Origin of the sequence: Pseudoalteromonas umbrosa, from assembly GCF_030125375.1 — a bacterium.
GTDB lineage: Bacteria > Pseudomonadota > Gammaproteobacteria > Enterobacterales > Alteromonadaceae > Pseudoalteromonas > Pseudoalteromonas umbrosa.
Genome location: NZ_JASJUU010000026.1, coordinates 1 through 21,565, shown reverse-complemented (window position 1 = coordinate 21,565; position 21,565 = coordinate 1). Strand labels below are relative to the sequence as shown.

The window sequence follows — 21,565 nt, the reverse complement described above, 5'->3', positions numbered from 1 at the left end:
GGGCCAACCAAGTTGCGCATTACTTAAGGGCAGAGCATGGGGTAGGGCCAGGGGATTTAGTGGGCCTGTGTCTGACTCGCTCAGTTGAGATGGTGGTTGGGATGTTGGCGATCCTTAAAGCAGGCGGAGCTTATGTGCCAATCGACCCAGCATACCCTGAAGGGCGTATTAGTTACATACTTAATGACACTAACCTGTCTTTAGTATTAAGCGAAACCGAAGTAATCGATAATATTAGCTGTGCGCAAAAAGCGATTTGGGTTTGTATAAAGGAAACAAATTTTAGCTTTTATGATAAAAGCAATGTTGATGTAGAACACAGTGGTGTAGGAGCTTCAGACACTGCTTATGTAATTTATACCTCGGGTTCCACAGGTAAACCCAAAGGCGTAGTGGTTGAGCACAAATGTTTAAGTAACTATACCGCGTCAATACACGAAAATTATAAACTGTCAGTCGATGATGTCGTATTGCAGTATTCTACGATGAGCTTTGATATTTTCATAGAAGAATGGTTATGTGCTTTCGCTAATGGGGCAACGCTCGCGATAGCTGGTGATGCAGAGGTTCAAGATAGCAAAACCTTTGTATCATTTTGCCAAAGTAATAACGTGACCGTTGCGAGTTTACCGACAGCATTTTGGCATCAACTAGATTCAAGTTACCTCAAGTCTCTAGAGACATATTTAAGGTTGGTTATTGTTGGCGGTGAGGCTATTCAACAAAGTAATGTAAAATCTTGGTTAGCAGACGTTCCACTGATCAAATTATGTAATACATATGGACCGACAGAAACGACGATCACGGCGACCAGTTTTACATTAAGCTGTGACTACTTAAGTGACGCTGTGGTTCCAATTGGAACGCCCAATCCGAATTACCAATTGTTGATTCTAAATAAGGATATGCAGTTGACGCCAAAAGGGGCGATAGGTGAGCTGTATATTCAAGGAGATGGACTTGCAAAAGGCTATTTAAATAACCCTGTCCTAACGGAATCTAGCTTTATTTCAAAATCAATCGCCGGTAGAGAAGAAACTCGTATGTACAAAACGGGCGATTTAGTACGAAGCTTACCTTGCGGAAATATTGAATTTATAGGGCGTGCAGATAAACAAGTTAAAGTGCGAGGGTTTAGAGTTGAGCTCAATGAAATCCAAAATATATTGCTGCAATTAGAGCATATTAGTGCTGCACACGTGACAACACGAGGTACTCAAGAGTCTAACCTTCAAATAACTGCATATATTGTGCCTTCAAGCAATTTTAGCAGACCAGACACACATCAGACATTGTTGAATGAAGTTAAAGTGCTTTTAACTCAAGAGCTACCCATGTATATGGTACCGACTGCTTGGATGGTAATTGAAGCGCTACCGCTTACAATTAATGGAAAGGTAAATGATGACGCGTTACCGCCAGCAGATATGATAAACCAGCAGCAAGAATTTGCTGCTCCAGATTCAGAAATATCACTGAAGCTCACGGGCATTTGGGCAGACTTATTAGGAATAGACCAACGCCATATTGGTGTTAAGACGAACTTTTTTGACCTTGGAGGTCACTCTTTACTTATGGTTAGACTTGCATCTGCAATTCGCTCTGAGTTTGAAGTTGAAATACCTATTAAGACGCTCTTTGAGCAACCTACGATAAAAGAGATTGAACAACAAATATCAGAAAAATCTCTTCTAACTGTAATAGCCGAACGTGAAGCAAAAGCGAGTATAAAACTAGAAGGAATGTTATGAGTATTTCACTATTATTAGAGCAGCTCTCTGATAGCGGAATTTTTTTATTTGTCGATAATGGAAAGCTAGGGTTTAAAGCAGAAAGGGAAGATTTTCCTGAAGCACTGAAATCGAAGGTCATTGAAAACAAAGAGCAAATAATCGAGTTTCTTTCAGCCCACGCTACACCTGTTAATGAGTCTAAGATCCCTAAGCAACCTGAAGGCTTAGAGAGGCAAGTATTATCGCATGCACAGCAAAGACTATGGTTCATAGACAAGTTGAACATGGGTTCTGCTCAATACAACATGCCGATTATATTTGAATTTAAAGGTGCACTTAATCTTATTAAAATGCAGCAAGCGTTAGATACCATTATTGAGAGGCACAAAGTACTCAGAACAGTATATATTGAAGATGAATTGGGTGTATATCAGCGTGTATTGCCTCTGCAGCCTATTGCTGTTGATATTGTAGATCTAAGTGGTCAAGCCGAAGAAGCTTGTCAAGAAAATATGAAAAGGGCTGTCGCAAGTAATGTCAACAAGCCGTTTGATTTACAGCGGGAGGTTTCAGTACGCGCGAACGTGTTTGTGAGCGAGTGGAATGAGTCGCAAAAGGCCATACCCGGACAGGGGGTCGTGCTGTTTGTGATACATCATATTGCGGCTGATGCCTGGTCCATGGATATTTTAAAGCAAGAGTTTTTTTCTGTTTATAATGCATTGGACGCTGGTCAAAGTGTTGAGCTGGAAAAATTGGATTTACAATACTCTGATTATGCAGCTTGGCAGCAAAGTGATGAAAGAAAAGTCGTTTTTAAAGAGCAACTAGACTATTGGCATACGCACTTAGATGGCATACCTGCGACACATAGTTTACCTCTAGACTTTCCTCGACCAGAGCATAAGAAGTTTGATGCAAGTAGTATATTTGCCAAGTTTTCTCCCCAACAAGCAGCGCGTTTTAAGCAGCTTGCTACGCAATATGAGATAACCCCATTTATGCTTTTTCATGCCGCTTTGGCGTTTGTATTAACGAGGCACAGTAACAAAGAAGATATTGTTATTGGCATGTCAGTAGCTAATCGCATGAGAAGTGAACTTACACCAATCATCGGTTTCTTTGTTAATGCATTAGCACTGCGTGTCAGTACGCACTTTGAGACATTGGCCGAGTATTTAACACATGTAAAAAACGTGCATGTTGAAGCGCAAAATAATCAAGAGGTCCCTTTTGAGCAAGTGGTGGAACGCTTAAAGCTACCTCAGTCGAATGCGTATTCGCCATTAATACAGATAATGTTGTCGACTAATACTGATTTTGGATTAGAACAGGATCAAAATAGCCAACTTACATTATCAAATATTGAGCTGAGCGAGTATTCTTTTGACACAACACGCCTTAAGTTCGATTTAGATATTGACTTTAATTTTTCTGATGAAGGGATTGTGATTCGTTGGCTTTTTGATACTGCCTTATTTATGCCAACGAGTATACAGCAACTAAGTGAACACTTAACCAATTTGATAGAAGCAATTTGTAGTGTCCCATCGAGCGCTTTATCGACGTACAAGCTTGATGATATTTCTATGATTACGCAACAGGAGTTAAGTCATCAATTAAATACTTTAAATGAACACTATCAACCTCTAATTAGTGAGCATAGCTTAGTTTCAACCTTTGAACAGCAAGTTACAAAGATGCCTGATAAAACGGCAGTGGTTATTGCCGATCGTGCCATTACATATTGTGAGCTAGGTAATTTGGTAAATAAAGTGACCAATTACTTGTGCCAACATGATATTAGCAATCAGGGTAAGCTTATAGGACTTTGCTGCGAGCCGAGCATTGAAATGATAGTAGGTATGTTAGCTATCTTGAAATCAGGTGCTGGGTTCGTGCCAATAGCGCCAGATACACCTAAAAATCGCTTAGAGTATATTATTGCTGATACGGGCGTTACTTTAACCTTAACACATCATGCTAATTTGCCCTCTGGAGATTCAAATGCTTGTTTCTTCGCAGAAATTGAACAGGTTTTGAATCAATCAGATGACTATATTGAAGCGGAAAAAGTTAACATTTCCAGCTCAGATATTGCCTATGTCATTTATACATCAGGGAGCACGGGCACCCCTAAAGGAGTGATGGTCGAGCATCGGAACTTAAGTGGGTTTGCATCTGGTTTTGTGAAACAATTACAAGACTTAGAGGTCAATGATGATTCACCTTGGCTATGGCATTCTTCCTTTGTATTTGATGCTTCTTTGAAAGGATTAATTGCGCTCGTTCATGGACGTAAGGTCGTCTTAGCTACGAAAGACCAAGCGCGTGATGCCTTTGCATTGGCTGAGTTAATTGAACAAAATGATATTGATGTCTTCAATGCTATCCCATCTTTACTTGCATTGGTCGTCGAAGAGTTAAAATCTCGTTATGTCTACACTACAAAATTAATAGCAAGTGGAGAGCATATACCAAGTGACATTGTTGAGCTGTTGAATGATTACAACCAAGTTTCAGGTCAGCAATTTATCAATGCGTATGGACCAACGGAAACAACGGTTAATTGCGTATATGGCTTAATAGAGGCTGAATTGCACATTGGGCGACCAAGCCCGCATTGCTATGCATTGATATTGGATGAGAAAAATAAGCTAACACCTTTTGGTGGCGTCGGTGAGCTACATATCGGTGGCAGTTTGGTTGCACGTGGCTACCTAAATAATGACGACTTAACCAAGCGTTCTTTTATTGATAATCCATATTGTGATAATGCTAAACAGACCAGTTGCCATACACTCTATAAAACTGGAGATTTGGTTAGGTATTTACCTGATGGCAGATTACAATTTTGTGGTAGAAAGGATGCGCAATTAAAAATCAATGGTTATAGAATAGAAAGTGCGGAGATTGAGCATCATCTTACTCGGAGCCAGTTAGTTGATTCTGCACTTGTAATTGCTGAATCAGATAATGTGGGTGGGAAAACCTTAGTTGCGTATTTACAGACTTGTCTCACGCATGAGACAGATGAGCTGCAGAGTGAAATGACCAATCAAGTTATTTCGTATCTCAAAGATAATTTGCCAATTTACATGTTACCCAATAAGTATATATGGCTAAAAGAGTGGCCACTTACTCCCGGTGGAAAGATTAATATACAGGCCTTACCGAAGCACAATGAGTGCACTTCTTCCGGAGGGGAAATTACATTGCCTTATGGTGATGTAGAAATCAAATTAGTGGCTATTTGGGCTGATTTACTCAATTTGGAGTTGAGTCAAATAGGTACTGATAAGCGCTTTTTTGAATTAGGAGGTAATTCACTTTTGTCTGTTCGACTAGTGACTGAGATCCGTAAAGCCTTTGGCGTTAATGTTTCTGTAAGAGATATCTTTGAAGTACCTACGATACAAGGGATTGCGGGTATTATTCAAGCGAGGGAACCTGAGATAATAAATGAACCAAAACGTTTGCACTTGCGTGAATCGACACTGTCTTTTTCTCAACAGCGTTTATGGTTGATTGACAAGTTACAAGGACAAAGTAGCGAGTATAATATGCCACTTGCTTTTGAAGTGGCAGGAGAGTTTGATCTTCAAATTGCCAACTTAGTATTTGATGAAATTATTGAGCGTCATGAGATCCTGCGCAGTATTTATCTTGATAAAGAAGAAGGTCCAGTTCAGCAAGTGCAAGCTCATTGGCAGTTTGTTTTAGAATTCATAGATATATCTGTTATGAAAGGTGATGAACAGCGACTTGAGCTTGAAAAACTTTCACAAGAGCATCGTTATCGTCCGTTCAACCTAAGTGAAGACTTGATGTTAAGAGCAAGTTATGTTGCAACAGGATTGAACAAGGGGGTACTGCTATTTAATATGCACCATATTGCGTCTGACGGCTGGTCAATGCGAGTGCTAGTGAAGGAGTTTGTCGCCATTTACAGTGACAGAGTTAAAGGCAAAGACAGCCAGCAGGCACCTTTGTCGCTGCAGTATAGTGATTATGCACAATGGCAAAAAGAATGGTTAGACCAAGATAAACAAGACAGTCAGTTGCAATACTGGCACCAGCAACTTAGCAATATTGAGTTAATGCATGGCTTGCGCTTAGATAAGTCTAGACCTGAACAAAAACAGTACCATGGACATGAGGTTACTACCTTTTGCGAAAAATCGGTTGCTGAGGGATTGAAAGCACTCGCATGCTTGCATGGCATGACGCCGTTTATGTTAGTACACGGATTTATTGCACAAGTATTATCGCGTCATAGTCATCGTAAAGATATTGTGATTGGTACGCCTGTCGCCAACCGTTCGTCAGCTGCATTATCACCGCTAATAGGCTTTTTCGTGAATAGCCTAGTGCTCAAAGTAAATACGGAGCATCAATCTTTATCAAACTACTTACAGCATGTGAAGCAAGTTCATGTTGATGCACAAAGTAACCAAGATGTGCCATTTGAGCAAATTGTGGAACATTTGAATGTTCCGTATAACAGTGCTTTTAATCCCGTATTCCAAATTATGCTGACTACGAATACAGATTTTGGCGTCGGCGAGTCTAATCAAGAATCTATAGATCTTGGAGGTGCAGCTCTAAGCGTGATTGAAGATCATTCTCATGTCACCGTGAAGTTTGATTTAGAGATAGATATACAATGGCATGAAGAAGGTCTTAGCGTACGTTGGCACTATGATACTGCGTTGTTTGATGCTCAGCATATTGAACAAATTGCGGCTCACCTTAAAAAGCTACTAGGCTATTTCACTTCTGAAGTCGATCTGGCTCAGTTGGCTGATAAACCGTTGAAGCATTTTGAGGTGCTTTCTGAATCTGAGCTTCAACAGTTGCTGCAACCAGATACGGATATAAAGTCAAACTATGGCCAGCAGGCGTGTATACACACTTTATTTGAAGATCAGGTATATAAGCAAAGTCAAAAGATCGCGTTGCAGTGTGTTGATGAGACGCTGAGTTATCAAGCATTAAATGATAGAGCGAATCAATTGGCGCATTATCTAAGGTGCGAATACCGCATTAGGCCTGGGCAGCTGATAGGGCTTTGCGTTGATCGTTCTATGGATATGGTGATAGGGATTTTGGCAATTCTAAAGTCTGGAGGGGCATATGTGCCAATTGATCCACAATACCCAGCACAACGAATGGAGTACATGCTTGAAGATACAGGTTTATCGCTTATCTTAACTGAAAATAAATGGCTAGATTTAGGTTATAAGTACAGTCAACTAAGTTGGTTAGCTATGGATACTTTAGCCTTGAGTTCGTTTCCTGTTGAAAATATTGAACTCAGCGAAACGGATGTCAAACCGACTGATCTCGCTTATATTATTTATACATCAGGTTCGACAGGTAAACCGAAAGGAGTTATGGTAGAGCATCATGCTGTGAGTGCATTTGCTTTAGATAATTACTATATTGATGATGACAAAGCAGATAAGATTTTAAGTCTTTCACCTTATTCATTTGATGGGTTTATCTTCGACTGTTTTTACACCATATTGAATGGTTCAACTATGTATATGCTTGAAAAGCAGGCTGCCTTAGATTTAAATTATTTGGCAGCATATATTCAATCAAACAGTATAGATGCACTATTTACTACAACAGCCTTGTTTCAATCGTTTGTAGAATCAGGTATTCTGCAAAATACACCAATTAAACAAATCTTATTTGGTGGTGAAAAACCGAACGAAACCATAATCAAAGATGCTGTAAACACGAATGTTGGCATCGATTTTATTCATGTTTATGGCCCCACAGAGACTGTGGTGTTTGCGACAGCGAAAAAGCTTGATGAAGAAGCTGTATCTCATCCGAATATTGCGATTGGCAGTGCGTTAGCACACAAGACATTATACGTGTTGGACCACAATCAGCAGTTAGTGCCATTTGGATGTTGTGGAGAGCTCTACATTGGTGGGCCTGGTATGGCAAAAGGGTATTTGAACCAACCGAGCTTGACCAGTGAAAGGTTTGTTAGAGATCCCTTTAGTAAAAGCAAAGGTGCACGTCTTTATCGTACTGGGGACCTCGTTCGATATCAAAATAGTAGAGACATCGAATTTATTGGACGCACAGACGATCAAGTAAAAATTAGAGGGTTTCGTATCGAGCTTGGTGAAATTGAACATCAAATCCATAGCTTAGAGGGTGTGACAATATGTAAGGCCGTTATGGTTGATGGCTCAGAAGGGGAAAAGTCACTGGCTGTTTACATCGTGCCAGAGAAGCTCGATGGATCAGAAGAGCTATTTTTAAAATCGGTCCAATTGCAGCTTAAAGAAAAGCTACCTGAGCACATGCAGCCAAAGCGTTGGCAAGTAATGAGCGCTTTGCCGTTAACAGTAAACGGGAAAGTGAATATCGCTGAGTTACCGGAACCTACATTGGGCTTGGTTCATGCAAAATATGTTGCACCAAGTGGTGATGTCGAAAATAAACTGGTGCAACTTTGCTCTGAGCTTATGAAAATGCCAATGCAAGAAGTAAGCATGGCTGCAAATTTCTTTGAGCTTGGCGGACACTCGTTATTGGCGGTAAGTTTAATAAACAGAATAAAAAAAGAGCTTGATATTGAATTACCTATCAGGTGTGTATTTGAATCAAAAGATTTATCTAAATTGGCTCAGGAAATGAGTTATGTGTTACTGCAAAAAAATGTTCAAGCAAAATTAGAAAATGCAGAAAATGTTATCGATATAGAGGTTTAAAATGGGTGAGGCAAAGTCACTTTTAGAAGAATTATTGAGTCTTGGGGTATATTGCTATTTAGAGGAAGGAAAGCTTAAAGTAAAAGCGCAGCAAGGAGAGCTTACACATGATCTTTTAAAGAGAATTAAAGAGCAAAAAGCGTCAATAATTCAGTTTCTAGAAAGCAGCGAGCAAACAATTTCTAATGACAAGAAAGACGATATTGTATTTACTGGTGAAATGCAGGCTGAATTATCAAATGCGCAACAGCGCATTTGGTTCATGGATGTGATGGAAGGTAAAAGTACCCAGTACAACATCTCGCATGCTATAGAAATTAAAGGTGACTTTGATTATCAAATTGCAGAAAAATCGATTGCTCATATAATATCTCGGCATCAGATATTAAGAACTGTCTATAGCCAGGTTCAAGCGCATGCATGCCAAACGGTTATGCAAGAATATAAGCCATTTACAATAGATACCTTTGATTTTTCTGCGTTACATCCAGATGAGCAATCGGCAAAAGTAACTGAACTTAAAGAGCAAGAAAGTAAATTTCAGTTTGATCTAAGCTGTGCGTTAATGATCAAGGCGAGCTATGTAAAACTAGACGGAAAAAGTGGTCATGGTGTATTAATTTTAACAATGCACCATATTGCATCCGATGGGGTATCGTATGGTGTATTTCTCTCCGAATTCATTGCGTTATACAAAGCATTTGCAAAGGGGCTGCCTAGCCCTTTAGCGCCACTGCCAATACAATATATTGATTATAGTATTTGGGAAAAAACATGGTTAACTGAAGATGTACTTGAAACTCAGTTGAATTATTGGAAGTCACACTTGGCCGATGCGCCTAATGTGCACAGCATGCCGCTTGATTTCACGCGACCAGAATCCGTTGAATATAGTGGGGGCTTGGTCAGGGGAAGACTTAATCAAAAAGCGGCAAAAAAAGTTGATAGTATCGCTAAGCAGTTTGGTGCAACACCATTTATGATACTACATAGTATTTTTGCTCTGTTTATTTCTAAATATAGTTACAGTAAAGACATTGTTGTTGGTGCAGCTTCTGCAAATCGTTTTAGCGCAGACCTTGAGTCACTAATTGGTTTTTTTGTAAATACCATTGTTTTACGTACTTCCACAGATTTTGACACTTTTGATAGCTATTTAAGGCATGTTATCGATGTTAACTTAAATGCACAAAATAATCAGCATGTGCCCTTTGAGCAGCTTGTTAATGAGTGCTGTGAGTCGAGAAGCTTGCAATATACACCTTTGTTTCAAATTATGTTTAGTGCCTCGACGGTAGATACTCGCCAAGAAGAGCTGTTTTCTCTCGATAATGTTGAATTCAATGTTTTATCAAAAGAGGAAGAAGAGTCTAAGTATGATTTATCATTCGATGCAAAGATATCTCAGCAGGGGATCTTTTTAACATGGCTGTATGATAAGTCGCTTTTTTCCAAAGCGTCGGTCGAAAAATTTAATCAATACTTTTGTCAGTTGATGGAGCAGGTTTTATGTGAACCGAATTGTCAGTTAAGCGACTTGTCTTTGATGACAGACCAGCAGGTGGAGGCGATTAGTGCTTATAACCGCACTCAGCCTACACAAGAAGCTATGTATATTGATGAGATATTTTCGAAGCAAGTTGAACTGACGCCTGATGCGACCGCGGTAGTCTGTAGAGACACTCATTTGACTTATTTGGAGTTGGAGAATAAAGCGAATCAACTGGCCAATTATCTCAGGCTACAAGGTGTTGGCGCAAATAGTTTAGTTGGTTTATGCGTACACAGAAATAGTGATTTACTGGTTGCGATACTCGGTATTTTAAAAGCGGGAGGGGCATATGTGCCACTTGATCCGAATTTACCTTCTGAGCGGCTAGAGTACATCATAGATCAAACCAAGATGGAATTTATCGTTTCAAATACAGGCCTGCTAGGTGAGTCCCTATACAATTCAGATGTTGAATGTATTGAGCTGGATGAAGAGTCTACCCAGTTGATACTAAGTCAATTTGACATGCAAATTCCAGACGATGAGGTGTCACGCTCTACTGATGATTTAGCATATGTGATTTATACATCAGGATCATCAGGAAAGCCAAAAGGAGTCATGGTCGAGCACCAAAGTTTGATTAACTTATCGACTAACTTAAAAAATGCATTCGCTCATAGTCGTGGTGGTAGTTGGGGGTGGGTCGCTCCTTATGCTTTTGACTCTTCTGTAAAAGGCCTAATGCAAATGTTTAATGGTCAGAGGTTAATTGTTGTACCGGAAGAAGATAAATTTAATGTCGGTCAATTAAACCGCCTTGTGAATGAGCATCAAGTAACTGAACTCGACTGTACGCCATCAATTTTACAGTCTTGGTTGGCTGATGGTGGCTTTGAGACATGGCCTGATTTTGTTATTGGTGGTGAGGAAGTACCAGAGACTTTGTGGAAAAAACTGGTAGAGCTGAGAGCCAATAATGTGACCGCGTATAACTTTTATGGTCCTACAGAGTGTACAGTCAATACCACGTATGCTTTGATACAAGGTGATGCACCATCAGTTGGTAAGCCGCTGGATAATGTTAGCACATTAGTAATCGACAAATTTGGACAGCCATTACCGCAGGGTGCAATCGGTGAGCTATTGATTGGCGGCAAGGGTGTTAGTCGTGGATATATAAATAATCAAGCACTTACGGATAGTGCTTTTATTCTTGCGTGTTATGGTCAGGAAGCTGAATCTAGATGGTATAAAAGTGGTGATTTGGTAAGTATGGCCCCTGACGGCCAGTTTAATTATCATGGCCGGGTTGATGAGCAGGTGAAAGTCCGTGGTTATCGTATAGAGTTGGGTGAAATAGAAAAAGTTATCTGCCAAATGCAATCAGTGCAGAGCTGCATATTGGATGTGAGAGACATCAATGATTCAAAGCAACTTGTGGGGTACGTTGTTTTTGAGCAAGAGAAAACATCAGAGTTAGCAAAGTTAAAGGCAAGTTTGGAGCTTCAGCTACCAGAGTACATGATACCGCATGCATGGGTTACTTTGGATTCGCTGCCTTTGAGCAGTAACGGTAAAATAAACAAATCACTGTTACCTGAACCAAATTTTGTCGCTGAACACGATAACATCACTGAGCCTAACAGTGAGTTAGAGATACAACTTAGAAGAGTATGGTCACAACTACTTAATATTCCTGAGCAAAAACTGAGCGTTACCAGTAATTTCTTTGAGCTTGGTGGTGATTCTATCCTTTCGATCCAATTAGTTTCACGGGCTGCACAGCAAAATATTCACTTCACGGTGAAAGACTTATTTACAAGCCGGAATATTCGCAATCTAGCAGCTGTATGTAAAGAGGAGAGAGCAAACGCAGAACAAACAATAATTACAGGTGAGCAAGTACTTCTGCCAGTGCATCAAAGATTTTTTAGTGATGAGCGAGGAGTGGATCACTTTAATCAATCGGTGATGTTAGAAGTGCCGCAAGATATTACGCCGAATTTAATTGAGCAGTTCGTCTATGAGTTATATAAAAGGCATGATGCGCTGCGACTCTCCTTTAACAAGGTGGGAGAGCAATGGCAAGCCAGCTATTTGCCACTAGACAAAGGATTGATAAACGATGTTGTATCTAGTTATGTACTTGATGAACAAGACTACTCCTATATTGAACAGACGGCCAATAAGTTACATGCAGATTTAAATATTGGTAAAGGACAGTTATTTAAAGTTGGTTTGTTTTCAAAGAGCGGTAAACAGAGCAATCGCTTGTTATTAATATTGCACCACTTAGTGACCGATGGGGTGTCATGGCGTATCTTACTATCTGATCTTGAGCAACTATACACTGCTTGGAAAGCTGGAAGTGCTTTGTCGTTAGCTCAGAAAACAAATTCCTATCAGGATGCTGCAAATGAGTACCTTACATTAGCCAAATCTGGAGTGTATGAGAGTGAGCGAAGTTATTGGGTAGATGTACAAAAGCGTGATTGCATCTCATTTTTAGAGTATGCGGCGAAAGACCCCAAGCAGCATCTACAACCTTATCAAAGTATTAAAATTACACTAGCGGATAACCAAACTCAGGCGCTACTAACAAACTGCACAACAACTTATCGGGCTCAGATAAATGAAGTACTATTAAGTGCACTTTTACTGGGCGCTAGAAAGTGGTCTGGCTGTGTTGGGATCAGGGTTGAGCTTGAAGGACATGGTCGGGATGAGATTGGTAACATTAATGACTTAAGCCAGACTGTAGGTTGGTTTACAAGTATTTTTCCAGTTGCTTTGTCAGTACCAAATTCACAATGTGTCGACCCTCAGTCTGTGATTGATGCAGTGAAAACACAGTATAGAGAAATTCCAAATCGAGGGCGGGGGTTTGGTGCACTTAAATATTTGATTGGGGATCAAGCGTTAGCTCAAGCAGGAAATCCAGAGCTGGTTTTTAATTATCTAGGCCAAATAGACCAAGCTATGAGCGCCCAAGGCGCATTTAGTTTAGCATCAGAAAGTACAGGGAATTCAATTAGTTCGGAGCGAGTATCGAAAAATGCCTTACAATTAAATGGTGCAGTTATAAATAACCAGTTGGAGTTCAGTTTGTCCTACGACGAAAGTTTGTTTTGTCGAGATAAATTATCGGTATTTATGTCTTCATTTTTGAGTGCTTTGACTGAAATAATTGCACATGCCGATACTTTGGAGTTTGGACATTATATTCCGGTTGATTTCCCATTGGCTTTGGCATCTCAGGATGAGATCACTCAGTGGACTAAGGAACCGGTGACCGATTTGTATCCAGCGACTGAGATGCAGCAAGGTTTGTTATTTCACAGCATGATGTCACCTGGAAGTTATATGATCCAAGCTCTTTTTGAATTTGAAGGCTTAGATATTCAGGCATTTAAGCAAGCTTGGTATCAGGTCATCAAGCGCCATGATGCACTGAGAGCCTCATTCGTTGGGATCAATAGTGGGAATATTCATCAAGTTATTAATGCCGAAGTAGATCTTTCTATCTATGAGGAAGATTTGAGTGGGATGACACTTGATGAACAAACGGAATATATAGACAACTATCAAAAATCAGAAAAGTATCAAGGGTTTGATTTTGAAGTGGCGCCGTTAATGAGGATCAATATTTTTCATTTAGGTGATAATCAATGCCAAGTACTTTGGACACATCATCATATTTTGTTAGATGGTTGGAGTGTACCTATCATTTTTAATGATGTTGCTAAATATTACTATGCACAATCTACGACGCCAGAAATCGAATTGCCTTTGGCGCCAGCATATAGTGATTATGTTAGCTGGTATCTGAATCATGATATGTCACAAGCCGAAGAGTTTTGGTCTGAGCAATTGGTTAATTATGATGGACCAACTGCGCTGCCGATGAGCAAGGGTAGCCTTATAAATTATGAAGGACAAAGTGCAGAGTATCTATTTGGTTTAAATATTATTGAAACTGGGCAGTTACAGTCTTTAGCATCACGATGTAATACTACAGCAAATGTGATTTTACAGGCAGCATGGGCCTTGTTGTTATCTCGGTTTAGTGCTGAGAATACGGTAAATTTTGGTTCAGTGACCTCTGGTAGACCAGCAGGTTTACCTGGCGTAGAGCACATGGTTGGGTTACTTATAAATACGTTGCCAGTTATTATTGATATTGATTATGATAAACCTTTATCTAATTGGCTGCAGGAACTTCATGAAGCGCTAATTGATAGAGAGCAGCACAGTTATTTGCCGTTATCTAAAATACAGAAGCTACAAAATAAAACCTCAGATGACATGTTTAATAGTGTGCTCATCTTTGCAAATTACCCCACTGATGATGAAGTGATGGAACAAGCTAGTGAGGCCGGTTTGAGTGGGCGCTTTATAAAGTCATATGAGGGTACCAACTATGCTATTACGTTAGGGGCGTCTTTGAGTGAGCGCCTGACCTTTAAGCTTCAATATAATACAGCGCAATACACCCAACACGATATAGAGCGCCTAGCGGTATATTTACAGACAATTTTGATGTCTTTTACCAGCGATAGTGAGCAATGTATCGGGCAAGTAAACATGCTATCAAATACTGAATTAAAGTATCTCACACGTGAGATAGATGGTGAGCTTGGCGTAACTAATCAGGCATTACATCAGCTATTCGAACAAAAAGCGATGCAAACGCCAGATGCGTTAGCGGTGCACTATGATGGCCAGTCAATGACTTATAAAGCACTAAATGAAAGAGCTAATCAGCTCGCACATTTATTGCTGGATTATAAGCAAGAAAATGAACAATTGGTGTGTGTGTGTTTAGAGCGCTCAGTAGAAAGTATAATTGGGATGCTTGGGGTTTTAAAAGCGGGCATGACATATGTTCCAATTGATAGTAGCTACCCTGAAAGTCGTATTAGCTATATCTTAGAAGACACTGAAACTGAAATTGTCCTAACACTGAATGAATTAATGGGAGACCTTCCAGTTGATGAACAGCTCGTTATACCATTAAATGGTTCTATGGCTGATGCATTACTTGGGAGTTTTAGCCAAGAAAATCCAAATATTGATGTACCATGTAAGCAACTTGCTTACGTCATATATACTTCAGGCACTACTGGTAGACCAAAAGGTGTTTTAGTTGCACACCAAGGTGCTGTGAATATGATTGAACAGCAACTAAACACATTCGAGGTCGAGAGTTCTAGCCGTATTTTACAGTTTGCGTCGCTAAGTTTTGACGCTTCTATCTCCGAAATCTTTATGGCCTTAGCGGCAGGTGCTAGTTTATATGTTTGTGATGAGGCGTTGCGTCGTTCAGATCAAAAGCTAAATCAGTTTTTATCACAATATGCCATTTCTCATGCAACGATCCCACCTTCATTACTTGAAGTACTGTCAGATTTACCTGAATCATTGAATCATCTGATATGTGCAGGGGAAAAACCAGCACAGAGTATTTTTGATAGATGGAGCGAATCAAAAAGACTCTACAATGCTTACGGACCAACAGAATCATCTGTTTGTGCAACCATTGCGGTTGCAAACTCGTGCAGCAATGTTATTGGCTGCCCGATAAATAACGTCAGCGCTTATGTACTTAGTAAAGATGGCAGCTTATTACCAAAAGAGGCACCAGGAGAATTATACCTCGGTGGTATAGGGCTTGCGAGAGGGTATCTTAATAAACCAGAATTAACAGCAAGCGCATTTATAAATAAGCAATTCGGGGACACAGCACAAAGGCTTTACAAGACTGGGGATTTAGTTCGTTATAATCAAAATGATGAACTTGAGTATTTAGGTCGTATTGATGAACAAGTGAAAATAAGAGGCCACCGTATTGAGCTGGCTGAAATTGAGTATCAAATAGCACTGAACCCACATGTTTCTAGTGCTGTTGTAAAGGTGTTTGAATTTGAGCAGGTAAAAAGCTTAGTCGCTTACGTCGTGCTAGAAAATATGGCATCAGATAGTTACCTCTTGTCAGAAATAAAAGAGCAGCTCAAATCATGTTTACCAGATTATATGGTGCCTTCACTATGGGAATTGATTGAGCAGGTGCCATTGACACCGAATGGTAAAGTTGATTTAGCAGCATTGCCCGTCCCTGATGTGACTAAATCGATTCAGGAGTATGTTGCGCCAAGTACTGATAGTGAACATGTCCTCGTTAGTATATGGGCGAATATATTAAAAATACCTGAGCAAAAGTTAAGTGTGTCCGCAGGCTTCTTTAATTTAGGAGGGGATTCACTTTTGGCACTACAGCTGGTATCTCGAGTAAAGCAGGCTTTAAATATAGACTTGGAATTGAGTGATATATTTGATCTTCCATCCCTTGCTGATATGGCAAAGTACTGTGAGCAGTTAAAAGCCAAGGCAACGTCGTACACCAGTGTTAGATTGATGCAGCATGCACCAAGAGACATTAGTAAACATCCTGTATCCAATGGACAAAAACGTTTGTGGTTTTTAGACCAGTACCAAGCTAATTCAAGTCAATATAATATGCCGATGGCTCTCAAAGTTGAGGGAAACTTTAATATTAATTATGCAAAGCAGGCTTTTGAACATATTGTTGAAAGGCATGAGGTCCTTAGAACCAATATTGTTAATCATGCTGGTGAACCCTGCCAAGTAGTTAAAGATGAATTTGAATTTTCGTTCGATTTACTTGATTTTAGTGAATTACCAGTTGAGAAGCAAAATCGAGCTGTCGAGCAGGCTATAATGAATAATCGCCAATTTAAGTTTCATCTTGATCAAGATTTAATGTGTCGTGCAGGGTTTATTAAACTCAGCGCAGCTGGTGATAAAGGTGTACTAATGTTTAATGTGCATCATATTGCTGCAGATGGTTGGTCGATGCGTGTCATTATTGATGAGTTTATTAAATCTTATCAAACACTCGCCAATGGCGATAAACCGCAGCTTATGCCACTTGAGTATCAATATGTCGATTATTGCCATTGGCAGGCCCAAAATTTAGATGAAGGTTATTTTGATGATGCGCTGGCTTATTGGCAGGATTACTTAGCAGATGCACCTAGCTGTCATGGCTTGCAGACTCAGGTGAGTCGTGAACAGGCCAGTGGTATTAACGAAGGCGCTGTAGTTTCATGTTTTCTCCCTCAGGCGGTTACGGATAACATTAATCACTATTTAGGAAAGAATCAATGTACGTTATTTATGATGTTGCAAGCCGTATTAGCTGTACATATTGGACGTTTAAGTGGGATGCAGGATGTTGTGTTGGGTGCACCTAATGCAGGAAGAGACAACGTCGATCTTGAGTCTATGGTCGGACTATTTTTAAATACTCAGGTTTACAGGACTCGATTTGAAGATAACCCATCTTTAGATACTCTTTTAGATAGAACAAAAGCAGATCACTTGGCATCTGCAAAACATAATAGTCTCCCTTTTGATCTGCTGGTTGAAACACTAAACCCCGTAAGAAGTGAAACTCATTCGCCTATATTTCAAGTGATGATTAATCTAGACAATACCAGCCAAGCTGTTGGGACAATGGATTTTCATGTTGATGACGTTGCTTTTTCTTCAATTGAAAAAAGTGGTATAGAGAATAAGTATGATATGACGCTTTATGTGCTGAGTTTTGATGAGGGGGGAGAATCTAAATTACAGTTCAAATGGGTATATAATGCTGTTTTGTTTTCGCAAAAACAAATGACTCTGATTGCTGATGAGTTCATGCATTTGCTGGACTGTGCAGTTAAGCAGCCTGATGCCCCTGTATTATCACATGACTGGAAAACGGCAAAGCAATGGAGCGATTTTGATACTATTAGCCACCCATCAGGTAATTTCGTCAATCTGATCAAGCAAATTAGCGATGTTCACCCAGCTCGTACTGCACTGAAGTGTGAAAGCGATGAATTAACTTATGAGCATTTAACTGAAGCTTTTTATCAGGCTTCTGTGCTGTTGCAAAGCTATGGCGTGAAAAAAGGTGATAGAGTCGGTATTGCCATGTCAAGAGGCATAAACCGAGTCGTTCTAACTCTGGCTTGTTTTAATCTTGGTGCTTGTTATGTGCCATTGAGCAATGAATTACCGTTGGAGCGAATTGAATTTATAGTGCGCGATTGTAATATGTCTGTACTTGTGACTGATGAACAATATCAGAAACAATTGCAGTTCGAACAAGCAGATTTTACAGGTGTATTTTCAAATAGCTCGTTTATAGTGATCGATTGGGATGATGAAGTAACGCATACGGCGTTAAATATGCTAGATGTGAAGGAGCAAGTATCCTGTGAAGTATCTCAGGATGATCCTGCACACATTATTTATACCTCAGGCTCTACTGGTTATCCTAAAGGCGTTGTTGGTAACTATGGTTCGACTTTAAATCGTATTCAGTGGATGCTCCAAGAGATGCCTTATCAGAAAAATGATATTGTGGCGGGGATAACATCGAGTGGCTTTATACGAGGGATCTGGGAAACGTTGACGCCATTATGTGGAGGCGCAACACTCCTGATAACGCCAAGAGAGGTTGTAAAAGATACCACTGCATTGTGGCAACTTATGCTAATGGAAAAAGTAACGCGTGTTGTATCAGCACCTTCTCTTCTTAGTAGCTTTGTGAGTAATATTGGGCAAGAAATGCAGAACAGCCCAATTGAATACTGGTTTGTGAGCGGAGAACCGCTTATGCAACAAACGGCACATGAATTTTTAAGGTTTAATGCCAGTACCAAGCTTTTTAACTTATACGGCTCAACTGAATTAATGTCGGATGTGTTATATGAACTAGTTACTTTAGAAGGGACTGAAAAATTTGTGCCAATAGGTAATGCAATAGCCAATTGTAATGTCGCAATTACAGGGTTAAACGGTGAGTTATTGCCAGCAGGAGTAGTGGGTGAGATTATGATTGCGGGGGCACCGGTGGCAACAGGATACACAGATCCAATTATTAAAGGTGGCTTTATTGACTCTCGCATAGGTAAGGCATATCTCACCGGGGATTTGGGGGTAGAGACCCCTGATGGAAAAATTCAATGTCTTGGACGTCGAGATGATCAGGTGAAAATAAGAGGACATCGAATTGAGTTGCCTGAAATCGAGTACTGGTTAAAACAGCTTGATTTAGTCGAGCAAGTTAAAGTCGTCCTGCATCAAGAGCAGTTTATAATTGCTTTTGTCAGTAGCTCAAATACTGAGGCTGTTGATGTGTTAACTACTGGGTATGTTCAGCAGCAACTCAGTACATTTTTACCCAGCTACATGCTGCCATCAAGAGTGGTGGTGATAGAGAAAATGCCGCTACGAGCAAATGGAAAAGTAGATAAAAGCGCATTATTGGCAGAGTTGAACACTGTATTGGCAGAGCAAAGAGTTGAACCAGAGACAAATACCGAGTGTTTGTTGGCAAGTATCTGGGGGGAGTTATTAAATGTTGAAGCTCAGTTAATTGGTCGTAGTTCCTCATTTTTTGAGCTTGGTGGGCACTCTTTACTTGTTGTAAAGCTAAGTACTCAAATCAGAGAAGAGTTTGGCTGTAGTATTGATGTAAAAACACTTTTTAAAAACAGCACATTAAAAACTTTGGCAAAAGTAATAGATATAAATACACAGTTGAATACTGTGAATAAGAAAACAGATTCTAAGTATAAGGTCGTCATATGAATAATAAAAATATCCAAGAAAATAGAACACAAGATATGAGTAAATACCTATCATCAGCTAATGCGCAATTATTAAATACGCTAGAATCTGAGCCGAATTTACAAAGTTACTCTATCAACTTAGACACGCCTTATTTTGAAAGAGCGAAAGACTTTTTTGATTGCCCGTTTGAGAATTGGCCTACAATCGTAAGTAGCGAGTTTGTGTCTGAATCTCAATGGATAAATAAAGAGATTGTCAGGATATTTAAAAAAGTACTGGTTAACTTCAGAAGTCAGATCAAATCGTATGCTGCATTAAAAGAAGACAATGAGTTAATAGAGCAAAGTATACAAAACCTGAGTAACTATGATGATCTGCTTGGTTTATTGCTGAGGCTTGATTTGGTGATAAGTAATGAAACATTCAAAGTCATAGAAATAAACTCAGGTTCAAGTATTGGTGGATGGACCATGGACTTCTTAGAGCAGGATATGCAGCAGCGTTTAGCACAGCTAGATACGATAACGCCGATTGCGTACCGACCAATACTAGAAGGAGCAATGGCTTCTTTGATCACGGCAATGGAAGAAAGGTTGGGAGAGAAACAGGGCAATGTGTTTATCTACATCGATAAACTTGAAGAATCTAGATTAGTAGATATCAAAAAGATTTTTGAAGAGACGGCAGTGAAAATGAACAGTCAGGCTCAATTAATCTTTTTTTCTACCACTAAGTCAATTGTTCAAGGTGAAGATGGCACTGTCACAGTAGATGGCAAAAAAGTAGGTGCAATGGTGTTCAACGGCCTTTCAAAGCGCGATATTACAGACGAAACTTATCTGTGTTTGCTTGATGCAAGCTACAGGAATAAGATGGTCTTCCCTGATGACATGAGCTTTGCTCTTTTTGGCGCGAAGCACTTATTTGCGCTTGTTTATGAAGACTATGTGCAGCAAAGTTTGAGCGCTGACGAAAGGGCTTTCATTCATAAATATATTCCGTTCACCTTTAAGTCGAATAATCGAAGCGTTTCGTGGCAAGGAGAAGTATCAACAGCGAAAGCACTGCTAATTCAGAACAAAGACTCATTTGTTTTAAAACAGGCTTTTTCTTCCTCAGGTAAAGATGTCGTGATTGGGTTAAGTAGCACTGATGAAGAATGGGAAAATTTAGTCAATGAACTTTATGATGATGAAAAGTGGATAGCGCAGCAATATTTTGAGCCCGATGCTGTTGAAATATTTAGCTATCCATTCAATATGATTAAAAAGTCGTTTGTTTGGGGGGTGTTCAACTTTAATACTGAATATCATGGGGCATTCGTTCGAGCATCATTTCTAGATCAAGACAAAGTTATAAATTCAAGCAGAGGGGCTATTGACGTAGCGATCTTCGAAGAATCAATTTCAAAGGAGCTGGTGTAGTGAGCGACTTAAAAGAGTTATTATCTCGATGTATTTCTGAAGGTATCACACTAAATCTGGAAAACGATCAGCTTGCGATATCTAGTGATAATGAAATTAGCCCCAGTACAATTGAACTTATAAGGGAAAATAAGCAAGGGTTATTACGCTACTTAGAAAAGAGTGAGTCAAAGCTTGATAAGGTGTACGGCAAACTAACAGCTACAGGAATCGAACAAGCCAACTTGTCATTTTCTCAAAAAAGAATGTGGTTTATTGAGAAAATGAACGAGCAAAGTGCGCAGTATAACATTACTAAAGCCGTTAAAATCACGGGAGTGTTTGATGTTGCTAGAGCTGAGGCGGTGATCTCAGAAATTATTCAGCGTCATCAAGTGTTGCGCACCGTATATCGTGATACCGATGACGGACCGATACAGGTTGTGCAAGACGCTGCACACTTGTTTTCTATGCCGATTATTGATTTGCAAAACACACCACACTCTCAGCAGCACGCCCAGATCTCCCAATTGATAAACCAAGAGGCAA

The 21,565-nt window shown here is 39.8% G+C and carries 5 protein-coding genes; all 5 read left to right on the top strand.

Features of this window, described 5'->3' with window-relative positions; translation table 11 throughout:
- On the top strand, nt 1–1,751 hold a 1,751-nt coding region (locus tag QNM16_RS26425), incomplete at its 5' end, for a non-ribosomal peptide synthetase (RefSeq protein ID WP_284023171.1).
- Nucleotides 1,748–8,473, top strand: a complete 6,726-nt coding sequence (locus QNM16_RS26420) for a non-ribosomal peptide synthetase (protein WP_284023170.1) — start codon at nt 1,748–1,750, stop codon at nt 8,471–8,473. The genes QNM16_RS26425 and QNM16_RS26420, both read left to right, overlap by 4 nt.
- A gap of 1 nt (nt 8,474) precedes the next feature.
- Nucleotides 8,475–19,631, top strand: coding sequence for a non-ribosomal peptide synthetase (locus QNM16_RS26415; protein ID WP_284023169.1), 11,157 nt, complete (start codon nt 8,475–8,477; stop codon nt 19,629–19,631).
- Complete coding sequence (locus QNM16_RS26410) at nt 19,628–21,037, top strand: hypothetical protein (protein ID WP_284023168.1); 1,410 nt, start codon at nt 19,628–19,630, stop codon at nt 21,035–21,037. Before QNM16_RS26415 ends, QNM16_RS26410 begins: the two co-directional genes overlap by 4 nt.
- Nucleotides 21,037–21,565 (top strand): condensation domain-containing protein (locus QNM16_RS26405; protein WP_284023167.1); only part of this gene is annotated, 529 nt, incomplete at its 3' end. The genes QNM16_RS26410 and QNM16_RS26405, both read left to right, overlap by 1 nt.

What these genes read in the sequence shown, in the direction of transcription:
- QNM16_RS26415 (WP_284023169.1), top strand. Translation starts at nt 8,475, where the DNA reads ATGGGTGAGGCAAAGTCACTTTTAGAAGAATTATTGAGTCTTGGGGTA.
- QNM16_RS26410 (WP_284023168.1), top strand. Translation starts at nt 19,628, where the DNA reads ATGAATAATAAAAATATCCAAGAAAATAGAACACAAGATATGAGTAAA.
- QNM16_RS26420 (WP_284023170.1), top strand. Translation starts at nt 1,748, where the DNA reads ATGAGTATTTCACTATTATTAGAGCAGCTCTCTGATAGCGGAATTTTT.